An 11322-nucleotide genomic window follows, 5' to 3' on the forward strand; every position below is an offset into this window, starting at 1 on the left:
CCTTGCAAAAATAACACGTTTAAAACAAAAAGACCTCTCTTTCGAAAGGTCTTTTTTATTTAAATCTAAAAGTCTGTAATTCTAAAAATATAAGAAGTCTAAAATTACATATTCCTTCTATATTGTCCGCCGACTTCAAACAATGAAGAAGTGATTTCTCCTAAAGAACAAACCTTTGTTGCTTCCATCAATTGTGCAAAAATATTTTGATTATTGATGGCTACATCTTGAATGATGGTCAGTTGTTCTTTGGTTTTATCTGCATAAAATTGGTGCAGAGAGTCCAACATATCAATCTGAAATTGCTTCTCTTCTTCCGTTGCGCGAATTACTTCCGCAGGAACAACTGTTGGCGAACCTTTTGAACTCAAAAACGTATTCACACCGATAATTGGGAATTCGCCCGTATGTTTCAGCATTTCATAATACATACTTTCCTCTTGAATTTTCGAACGTTGGTACATAGTTTCCATCGCACCCAAAACGCCTCCTCTTTCGGTAATTCTGTCGAATTCTTGCAAAACGGCATCTTCCACCAAATCCGTCAATTCTTCGATAATGAACGAACCTTGAATTGGATTTTCGTTTTTCGCCAAACCTAATTCCTTATTGATAATCAACTGGATTGCCATGGCACGACGAACTGATTCTTCCGTTGGAGTTGTAATCGCTTCATCATAAGCATTGGTATGCAACGAGTTACAGTTGTCATAAATGGCATATAACGCCTGCAAAGTGGTTCTAATATCATTAAAATCAATCTCTTGAGCGTGTAACGAACGGCCCGATGTTTGAATATGGTATTTCAACATTTGCGCTCTTTCGTTCGCGCCGTATTTATTTTTCAAGGCTTTTGCCCAAATTTTTCTCGCCACACGGCCAATCACAGCATATTCTGGATCGATTCCGTTGGAGAAGAAGAACGATAAGTTGGGTCCGAAATCGTTGATGTCCATTCCACGGCTCAAATAATATTCCACGTAAGTGAAACCATTTGCCAACGTAAACGCCAGTTGCGTAATCGGATTGGCGCCCGCTTCTGCAATGTGATAACCTGAAATCGAAACCGAATAGAAGTTTCTGATATTATTCGTAATAAAATATTCCTGAACGTCACCCATCAATCTCAAGGCAAATTCTGTCGAGAAAATACACGTGTTTTGCGCCTGGTCTTCTTTTAAAATGTCCGCTTGAACTGTTCCACGAACTTGCGAAAGCGTTCTCACTTTAATTTGTTCGTAAACCTCCTTTGGCAAAACTAAATCTCCGGTAACACCCAAAAGCATCAACCCTAAACCGTCATTTCCAGCCGGAAGATCTCCATTATATCTAGGTCGCTCTAAACCTTTTTTCTTGTAAATTTCATTGATTATTGCTTCAACTTCATCTTCAAGATTATTTTCTTTGATGTAAATTTCACACTGCTGATCGATCGCCGCGTTCATAAAAAACCCAAGCAACATCGGAGCCGGACCGTTAATAGTCATACTCACAGAAGTCAACGGATGTGCTAAATTGAAACCAGAATATAACTTTTTAGCATCATCTAAACAGCAAATTGAAACTCCGGCATTACCGATTTTTCCATAAATATCAGGACGAATATGCGGGTCATTTCCATATAAAGTCACACTGTCAAAAGCCGTTGACAAACGTTTTGCAGGCAAACCAGCACTCACATAATGGAACCGCTTGTTGGTTCTTTCTGGGCCACCTTCACCAGCAAACATTCTTGATGGATCTTCGCCTTCACGTTTAAACGGATACAATCCAGAAGTAAAAGGAAATTCTCCAGGTACATTTTCTTGCAGATTCCATTTCAAAATATCACCCCAAGCTTCGTATTTCGGCAACGCTACTTTTGGGATTTGAGAATGCGAAAGTGATTCTGTATGAGTTGCAATTTTGATTTCCTTATCACGAACTTTAAACGTATAAACAGGATTTTTGTACATGTTTACTTTTTCGTCCCAAGTCAAAATGATTTCCCAGTTGTAGGGATCCAAATCCATTTTCACTTTATCGAATTGGTTCAAAAGCAAATTCAAGAAGATTCTGTTTTCGTCTTCTCCTTCTGTTACACTTTTATAAACCGTTTCATCATTGATTCCTGTTTTAGTAATCTCCGCTTTTTTACCCGAAACCGATTCGATGGTTTTAAAAATTCCGTATAATTTTTGAGCCACTTGCTGTTGTGTCAAAGCAGTCGCATCATATTTTCTATTGTTTTCAGCTATTTCAGAAAGGTAACGTGTTCTGTGAGGCGGAATCACGAAGATTTTCTCGCTCATTTCACGCGTGATTTCGAACGTAGATTTCAAGTCAGAGTCTGTCTTTTCTACAATCGTATCCATAATGGCTTTGTACAACGTATTCATTCCTGGATCGTTGAACTGCGAAGCAATCGTACCAAAAACCGGCAAATCATCAGGATTCGCATCCCATAAATTGTGGTTTCTTTGGTATTGTTTTTTCACATCGCGCAAAGCGTCCAATGAACCTCTTTTGTCAAATTTGTTGATGGCCACCAAATCAGCAAAATCAAGCATATCGATTTTTTCCAATTGTGTTGCAGCACCAAATTCTGGCGTCATTACATACAACGAAACATCAGAATGGTCCATAATTTCAGTATCAGACTGCCCGATTCCCGAAGTTTCAAGGATAATAATATCATATTTCGCTGCTTTCAAAACCTGAATGGCTTCGGCAACATATTTAGACAAAGCCAAATTCGATTGACGGGTTGCCAACGAACGCATATAAACACGAGGATTATTGATGGCATTCATTCGGATTCTATCACCTAATAAAGCACCGCCCGTTTTTCTTTTGGATGGATCGACAGAAATCAAACCGATAGTTTTTTCTGGGAAATCAATTAAAAAACGACGAACCAATTCATCTACCAAAGAAGATTTTCCAGCACCACCGGTTCCTGTTATTCCAAGAACTGGGATTTTGCTCGATTCATTTTGCTTGTGAATGGCATCTAAAGTTTCCTTTGCTATTTCTGGGAAATTTTCGGCAGAAGAAATCACCCTGGCAATTGCTGTCGGATTTTTTTCTTCCAAATGATTGATTTCTCCATTCAATTTATCTCCAATGGGAAAGTCTGATTTTTGAACCAAATCATTAATCATTCCTTGCAAACCTAATTCACGTCCGTCATCTGGAGCGTAAATTCTGGTAATTCCGTAATCTTGCAATTCTTTGATTTCATCCGGAAGAATTACACCTCCGCCTCCACCAAAAATCTTGATATGTCCGGCTCCTTTTTCATTCAAAAGGTCGTACATGTATTTAAAATATTCATTGTGGCCTCCTTGATAAGAAGTCATGGCTATTGCATTTGCATCTTCTTGAATGGCAGTGTTCACCACTTCTTCGACGCTTCTGTCGTGACCTAAATGGATCACTTCTACTCCGGTTGACTGAATGATTCTGCGCATTATATTGATAGCGGCATCGTGTCCGTCAAAAAGGGCCGCTGCAGTTACAATTCTTACTTTATTTTTAGGTATATAAGGTTTTGCTTGCTCCATATTAAAATATCTGTCGATTTTAGGTGTGCAATTTACGAAATCTTTAAAAATTGCTCCTATAATTTTCAAAACAAAATTCTTTTTTAATCGATTCTACTCCATTTGCGAAAGTCGTTTTTAATTATTTGTATTTTAGCCAATAAATTCTGCCAAATTATGAGCCGCAAAAAGTTCCACACTTTTGACTTTCTTCGTTTTTTTGCTTTTTTAAAAGTTTTTTTGCTGCACTTGCCCATTGTGGCATTTCCATTTTTTAATTTTTTAAAAGCTGGCGGCGAAATTGGTGTTTATTTCTTCTTTTCACTAAGCGGTTTCTTAATTACCTATATTCTTCTATGGGAAAAAAAAGAAACCGAAAGTATTCAAATACGTAATTTTATGTTTCGGCGCATTTTGAGAATCTGGCCATTATATTATGTCATGATAGTATTTGCCTTTCTTACGCCAAAAATTCTAGAACTTCTAAATCTCAGCAGTTCTTCAGAAGGCTATGTCCCAAACTGGTGGGTCTCCATTTTTTTTATGGAAAATTATAAAATGATTTTTTCAGATAGTTTTCCCAATACATCGCCGCTAAGAGTAATGTGGTCGCTTTGTGTGGAAGAACATTTTTATATAATTTGGGGATTGTCCATCTATTTTTTAAAGCGCAAAAACGTGCCTTTCTTGATTATTGGAGCAATTCTTTTAGCCAACATTTCAAGGATTCTTTTTTTTACCAACGGTTTGCCCTTTTTAGACCTCTTAACAAACTTTGATTACTTTGCTTTTGGAGCCATTCCCGCCTTATTATTAGTCAACAGCGAAGAAAAATTGTTGAATAAAATAAAAGAAATCCCTTTACGCCTGAAATACATTGCTTTGGCACTATCTATAACTTACATAACTTTATCTCCTACTTCAATTTTGCATATAAGGTTCTTATTGACCCAACTCTTTATGGAATCATTTTTTGCTCGATTATTTTCATGATACTTCCTGAAAAAAATAAAATTAAAATTAGCGGCCAAAATATTTTCAGCCGGTTGGGAATTTATACGTACGGACTCTATTTGACCCACACTATAGTAATAAATCTTTCTATAAAACTATTTGAGAAATTACAGCTTTCGTTAGATCAGGCCTTGAATGCCGCATTATTTTTCTTCGCAACTCTTTCAATTACCATTTTAGCGAGTATTTTAAGTTTCAATTTAATTGAAAAACCATTTTTAAAAGCAAAAAAATATTTTAGATAATATTCAAATAAAAACCCTTTCGATGTTTCGAAAGGGTTTTGGGTAAAATTCTGGGTATTTAATTTGAAAATTATTGCAGCATATTTGGGTCAATCTGAATTCCCAATCCTTGGGCAATTCCCATTCCTAACCTAGGGTCGGCTCTAAACCAATGGCACAATTGGCGGTTGATGATTTCCATACGTTTTGGTCCGTCAATTCCTGACATCGCACCAACAATATTACTAATCAAATGCTGCTGCTGTTCTGGAACCAACAGCCTAAATAAATTTCCTGGCTGTGTGTAATGGTCGTTTTCACCTTCTGCATTTCGGTCATACCATCCGGCAACATTGCTTTCTAATTCTTGTGCAGGTTCTTTATAAGATGCATCGACCGTTATATTGTCAAAACTATTTGGAAAATAATTCGGGTTTTTTCCGCCATTCCCATCGACTCTCATTTGGCCGTCTCTTTGGTAATTATTTGTAAAATAAGGACATCTGTTTACCGGAATTTGCTCATAATTGGCTCCCAATCTGTAACGTTGCGCATCTGGATACGACAAAATCCTGCCTTGCAACATTTTATCAGGAGAAAAACCGATTCCGTCCACAACATGGGCAGGAGCAAAAGCCGCCTGCTCCACATCTTGGAAATAATTGTCTGGATTTCTGTTCAATTCAATCGTTCCAACCTCCATCAAAGGATAATCTGCGTGAGGCCAAACTTTTGTCAAATCAAACGGATTGATATGGTATGTTCTTGACTCGGCTTCGGTCATCACCTGAATTTTCATGTCCCAGCGCGGGAAGTTTCCAGCATCAATATTGTCTAACAAATCTCTTTGTGCAAAATCGGGATCTTGAGATTTCATGGCAACCGCTTCTGCATCCGTGAAATTCTTGATTCCTTGTTTTGTCAAGAAGTGAAATTTCACATAAAAGCGTTCGTTAGCACTATTTATAAAAGAAAAAGTATGCGAACTGAAACCATGCATATGTCTGTAACCATAAGGTGTTCCGCGGTCAGACATCAAAATTGCAACTTGGTGCAGGCTCTCTGGGTTTAAAGACCAAAAATCCCACATCATCGTTGCCGATTTCATATTGGTGTAAGGATCACGTTTTTGTGTATGGATAAAATCACCAAATTTCTTTGGATCTTTTACGAAGAAAACAGGCGTGTTGTTTCCAACTAAATCCCAATTTCCATCTTCGGTATAAAATTTCAAGGCAAAACCTCTTGGATCTCTTTCAGTATCGGCAGAACCTTTTTCACCTCCAACCGTTGAAAAGCGAAGCAACATATCGGTTTTTTTGCCTACTTCTAAGAAAATTTTGGCCTTTGTATATTTTGTTATATCATGAGTAACGGTGAAAGTTCCGAAAGCAGCTGAACCTTTGGCATGTACTACTCTTTCTGGAATTCGCTCCCTGTTAAAATGCGCCATTTTTTCGTGAAGAATAAAATCTTCTAATAAAAGTGGCCCTCTAGAACCAACAGACTTCGAATCTTCATTTTGCGCATAAGGAGTCCCAGAAGCCGTCGTCAATTTATTGTGATTGTCTAAATCTTTCATAAGGTATATTAGTTTCTTGATTTATCCAAATTTAGACAATTTTTCGTTTATTAAACATAATTAAAATTGATTGTTTTTATATTTTAATAAATTTTAACTATAGTTTAGCGCGTGCAATAAACGGTATAATGTTTGCTTACCTTTGAACATCTTAAATCGATACCATGAAAAAAATTTACATCTTAGCGTTATTTGTCCCTTTATTTAGTTTTGCGCAAATAGGAGATCTGCTGAAAAGAGCCAATGAAAAAGCACAAGCCAAAAAAACAACAACGACTGCATCAAGATCTCGAAATTCCATCACAGATTTATTGGGAACGACGGATATTGGCGCCGGCCTAAAGGAAGCGCTTCAAAAAGGAGTTACAGAACAAGTAACCAAATTAACTGCTGTAGATGGTTTTTATAAAAATGAGACTGTAAAGATTTTATTTCCGGAGGAACTTCAGAAAGTAGATAAAACCTTGAGAAGCATTGGACTCTCCAGTCTTGCAGATGAAGGCGTTAAAGCATTAAATCGCGCAGCAGAAGACGCGGTTAAAGAAGCTACTCCTATTTTTGTCAGTGCCATTACAAGCATGAAAATTACAGATGCCAAAAATATTCTGATCGGAGGCGATACTGCGGCAACAACTTATTTAGAAGGAACAACTTCAACTTCTTTAGCCGCGAAATTTAGTCCGGTGATTCAAACTTCTTTAAGCAAAGTGGGGGCCGACAAAATTTGGGAAACCATTATTGCCAAATACAATAAAGTACCTTTGGTCACAAAAGTGAATCCCGACCTTACCAATTACGTCACTGAAAAAGCAATGGAAGGCGTTTTTAAAATGATTGCCGTAGAGGAAAAAGATATCAGAACCAACTTGTCATCAAGAACTTCTCCTTTATTGAAAAAAGTATTTGCAATGCAGGATTAAAATACAATTTCTGCCTTATATTTTAAAAGTAATACCTTCAAAAAATCAACTGAATAAATGATTTTTTGAAGGTATTTTTTTTCCGAAGACTTCAATTATAGGAATTTAATCATTGGTAAATCTAAAGCTTTGTGCCATAAAAATTAAATTTTATTGTAACCTGGCCCTCCGTTTCTTTTTAGTTTCGTACTATAATATTTGCATTTGTCACAACGCCTGCTGGATTGCCATATCAGCTTTAATTCATGAACGCCTTGTGTTCTTCCTAATTTTGAAACATTCCAATCATAAGAATAGCCTAATGTAAATTCGTTTAACTTAAATGTAGTGACGGGATTTACAGAAGAGACAAAATGACTGTTTGCACTTTTGCCTTCAGGATTTGTTGCTACAATTACACCAAAACCAAGTTGACCAAAATCCATTACAGTACCTAGATCTAATCGGTTATATTGGCCTTGTCTCATATAATTTGCGGTCACTAATAAAGTAGATTCTTGAGGAATTAAATTAGATGGTGAATTTAGAAACTGAAAATAGTACCCACCATGAAGACTTAAAAACATATCTAAAGGTGTATTTCCGTTTTCTGTAAAAGAAATATTTGGTCGGTTTAAATGTTTGACAGCAACCCCAAACCAAGCAAACTCCTGATCAACAGTAAAACCAGCAGACACGTCAAAAAAGTTAATTTTATCGCCATATTCACCAATATTTGGATCTACAGAGGTTGGACTGATTGCACCAGAATTGCCATTAATTTGGTCTTCTAATAATAAATTTTTAAACCCGAAATCTTTTCTACCGGCACCAGCTTCTAACCCTAAACGCAATCGCCAATCGTAATTAATGTCCACACGATAAGACAATGCAGCATTTAGATTAAAATAATTGTAGTTAGTAAAATCTTCATTGTGGTTTTGTACCGTCATACCCAAGCCAATTTCATCACTCACAACGGTATTGGCATAAGCATACTGCGTATCCATTTTTCTGTTGCCGTCAGGCCATTGTCTTCGGTGTACAATTCCTGCATTCCATGTGTTTGCAATACCTGTAAATGCGGGATTTAAGGTTTCAGGAACTAAATAAAACTGTGTAAATATTGGATCTTGTGCTTTCGACTCGATTGTGAAAAGCAGTAGAAAAACGATTATTATTTTTGATTTCATCTTGATGGCGACTATTTGATTAGTACGAAAGTTTGATTGTCATAGACGAAAGTTCCATAAAAGGTTTCTCCTGATACTTTGCCATAATAGTTTCCGTTTTCGGCATTGAATCCTTTTATTTTTGCATCCCATCCTTTAATAACATCCCCTTTTTCTGAATAAATCAAAGAACCCCAACTGTCGTAAATATCCAAAGTCACGTTTTTCAGGTTTCTGGTTACGGGTCGGAAAGCTTCGTTTAAACCATCATTATTTGGAGTAAAAGCCGTTGGAACAACTAAAACATATCCTTTTTCTACGGAAAGCGTAACCACAAATTTATAAACACAACCAAATGGATAGGTGACAGTAAGTGTTGCAACATAGTCTTTTGGAATTAAATAAGTGTGAATTGGATTTAACTCTGTAGAAGTTGTTCCGTCTCCAAAATCCCAGAAAAATGATTCATAATCACCTGTAATTGTACTGTTGAATTGAATTGGATCTTCAATCGCATACATTCCATACGAAGTAGAACCTATTGAAATTGGTTCAAAAGCGATGTCACCAATTTCTATATTATTTACTTCTACAGTGTAAATTTGAGTACAACCTATATAATCTTCTACCGTAAGAATAACGGTTCCGTTCAAATCAGTTGTCATAATTTCATTATTTGGACCACTAACGTTTCCACTTGCCCAATAGTATTGATATGGTGGAACGCCACCCGAAGCTTGGGCAACAAAATTTTGTGTAACTTCTTTCAAATCACAATTAAAATTGGTTTCGGTGGTTACGTTAATACTTAAAGGTTGAGGACGAGTCAATGAAAACTGCGCAGAAGTCGTACAACCATTACTATCGGTAACTGTGACTGAATAATTTCCGGCAACTACATTATTTAAATCTTGAGTGTTTGATCCATTTGACCAAGAATAGGCAAATGGTGGCGTTCCTCCAGAAACTATTAAATCAATTGCCCCACTACTTCCATCATTACAGTCAGTTGGATTGATTATATTGGCAGAAGCCAACAATAATTGCGGTTCTACTATTGTAAAAGTCCTAACAATATGACAAGGTGTTCCGTCAGAAATGGTTGCGGTATATGTTCCGGGAGGCAGATTGTTTCTGGTTAATCCAGCTGTGCTTCCGTCATTCCAAGTTAAAGTAACAGGTGCAATTCCTCCAATTAAATTCAGTTGAATATTACCATTATTTGCACCAAAACACGTTATGTTTCTCACAATTGGATTAACCATAAAAATGGGAGCTTCGGGAATGTTGATCGTTTCTGATTTGACACAACCTAAATTATCTGTAATCGTAATCGTATAATTTCCCGCAGCTAGATTGTTCTGATTTAAAACCGTTGATAAATTGCTCCAAGTGAATTGATACGGTGCGTTTCCACCTGAAATTGTTGCATTAAAAGAAGCATCATTTGCGCCATAACAAGTAATTACTGTTGTTGTGTAAGTCAAAATTATTGGAGTCGATTCTGTTAAAGTTACCGCAGTTGTTTTTTGGCATCCGTTATCGTCAGTCACAATAAGATGATACGTTCCTGCTAAAAGACCCGTTAAATTTTGATCGGCACTTGTAAAGCCATTTGGTCCCGTCCAAGAAAAGTTGTAATCTGTTGCAATTGTTCCACCAATTACCTCAACATTTATAATTCCTGTTGATGCTCCAAAACAATAGATATTCGTTTGATTAAGAACCGAAATAACAAGTAAAGGCGGTTCTGTTATTGTAAATGAAAGTGTTTTTGGTCCACAATTATTTTCATCAGTAACGTTTACGATATAATCTCCCGGACTTAAATTTTCCAAATCTTGTGTGGTTGAAAAAGGCGAGTTATTTTTTGTCCAGATATAAGAATAAGCTCCTGTACCACCCGAAACTGAAATATCAATAGCGCCATTATTACTTTGAAAACAACTACTATTATTTTGACTAATAACTGAAATCAAAATATCATCGGGTTGCGTGATCGTGTAAGAATTTGTAAACGGACAATTTCCTGCATCTTCAATTAAAATCGTATAATTTCCTGGTTCTAAATTTGAAATAGTACTTGCTGTTGAAGTAAATCCGTTTGGACCAGTCCAAGTAATTATATAGGGTGCAATTCCTCCCGAAATATTTGTAGCAATTGAAGCATTACTCACTCCAAAACAAGTATTATTGGTTACCATTATATTGGGATCAATTGCTGGATTAACCGTTATGATTACTGTAAAACTATCACCTGTACAAACTCCTGAAGTTGGCGTAACGGTGTAAGTAACCGTGGCCGGATTTGTGGTATTGTTTAGTAAATTTTGACTGATTTCTGTTTGAGGCGTCGATTGCGCCGAAAATCCTGAAATGGTCCCAACAGAATTTACGACAGGTAATGTCCAAGTGTAAGTTGTACCTGAAGGAATTGAATTTCCATTTCCATTCAAAGGAATTATTGCAAAAGAATTATTACTGCAAATAGTTGCCGTTTCAGCAACAACTATTGGAAACGGATTAACCGTAATCAAGGCTGTATTTGAGGTAATAATTTCACATCCTCCTGACAAACTCGAAAACGTTATACTGCTGTAATAATAAATAGTTCCTACCGTATTTGTTGGCGGTACATAAGTTGCGTTTGTGGCATCATTAATTGCAGTACCAGTTGTATTATCATTTATCGAATTTGAATACCATTGATAGGTTGGCGTTCCCGTTCCATTAGCATAAGTAACCGATAAATTTGAAGCTACTTGATTCAAACAATATGAATTTGATAACGGTTGAGCGTTAATTGTTGGCGAAGGATTAATAATTATTGAAGCCGTATTTGAAGTTACATTACAACCTGAACCACTCGCTTGTGTAATCATACAATAATAATAAATGGTTCCAACC

At 36.5% G+C, this 11322-nt stretch carries 7 protein-coding genes; 3 read left to right on the plus strand and 4 right to left on the minus strand.

All coding sequences use genetic code 11. The features are described 5' to 3' along the window. Positions 1 to 104 precede the first annotated feature (104 nt). Positions 105 to 3545, minus strand: a complete 3441-nt coding sequence (locus EG849_RS05510; protein WP_125012087.1) for a methylmalonyl-CoA mutase family protein — start codon at positions 3543 to 3545, stop codon at positions 105 to 107. Positions 3546 to 3923: 378 nt separating this feature from the next. Here EG849_RS05510 and EG849_RS05515 point away from each other — a divergent pair, with 378 nt between their 5' ends. Both EG849_RS05515 and EG849_RS16060 read left to right on the plus strand, forming a co-directional pair. Continuing rightward, entirely contained in the window at positions 3924 to 4517 is a 594-nt protein-coding gene (locus EG849_RS05515; RefSeq protein ID WP_158611921.1) for an acyltransferase family protein, read from the plus strand. After that, complete coding sequence (locus tag EG849_RS16060) at positions 4505 to 4783, plus strand: acyltransferase family protein (protein WP_394336485.1); 279 nt, start codon at positions 4505 to 4507, stop codon at positions 4781 to 4783. The genes EG849_RS05515 and EG849_RS16060 overlap by 13 nt, the downstream gene beginning before the upstream one ends. Positions 4784 to 4853: 70 nt before the next feature. On the opposite strand, the gene EG849_RS05520 is transcribed toward EG849_RS16060, so the two are convergent. Continuing rightward, positions 4854 to 6344, minus strand: coding sequence for a catalase (locus tag EG849_RS05520; protein WP_125012076.1), 1491 nt, complete (start codon positions 6342 to 6344; stop codon positions 4854 to 4856). 164 nt (positions 6345 to 6508) lie between these two features. On the opposite strand from EG849_RS05520, the gene EG849_RS05525 reads away from it, so the two are divergent. After that, a complete protein-coding gene (locus tag EG849_RS05525) occupies positions 6509 to 7264 on the plus strand; it encodes a DUF4197 domain-containing protein (RefSeq protein ID WP_125012077.1) in 756 nt (251 codons plus the stop codon). Between the two features lie 143 nt (positions 7265 to 7407). Here the strand turns inward: EG849_RS05525 and EG849_RS05530 are convergent, their stop codons facing one another. Both EG849_RS05530 and EG849_RS05535 read right to left on the minus strand, forming a co-directional pair. Then, the gene (locus EG849_RS05530; RefSeq protein ID WP_125012078.1) at positions 7408 to 8436 is read right to left on the minus strand and encodes a PorP/SprF family type IX secretion system membrane protein; all 1029 of its coding nucleotides are present in this window, start codon (positions 8434 to 8436) and stop codon (positions 7408 to 7410) included. Positions 8437 to 8447: 11 nt separating this feature from the next. Continuing rightward, positions 8448 to 11322: PKD-like domain-containing protein (locus EG849_RS05535; protein WP_233581752.1), on the minus strand; the 2875-nt coding region annotated here is incomplete at its 5' end.

Source organism: Flavobacterium macacae (genome assembly GCF_003865365.1).
Classification (GTDB): Bacteria; Bacteroidota; Bacteroidia; order Flavobacteriales; family Flavobacteriaceae; genus Flavobacterium; species Flavobacterium macacae.

What these genes read in the sequence shown, in the direction of transcription:
- EG849_RS05520 (WP_125012076.1), bottom strand. Translation starts at nt 6,344, where the DNA reads ATGAAAGATTTAGACAATCACAATAAATTGACGACGGCTTCTGGGACT.
- EG849_RS05525 (WP_125012077.1), top strand. Translation starts at nt 6,509, where the DNA reads ATGAAAAAAATTTACATCTTAGCGTTATTTGTCCCTTTATTTAGTTTT.
- EG849_RS05530 (WP_125012078.1), bottom strand. Translation starts at nt 8,436, where the DNA reads ATGAAATCAAAAATAATAATCGTTTTTCTACTGCTTTTCACAATCGAG.
- EG849_RS05510 (WP_125012087.1), bottom strand. Translation starts at nt 3,545, where the DNA reads ATGGAGCAAGCAAAACCTTATATACCTAAAAATAAAGTAAGAATTGTA.
- EG849_RS05515 (WP_158611921.1), top strand. Translation starts at nt 3,924, where the DNA reads ATGTTTCGGCGCATTTTGAGAATCTGGCCATTATATTATGTCATGATA.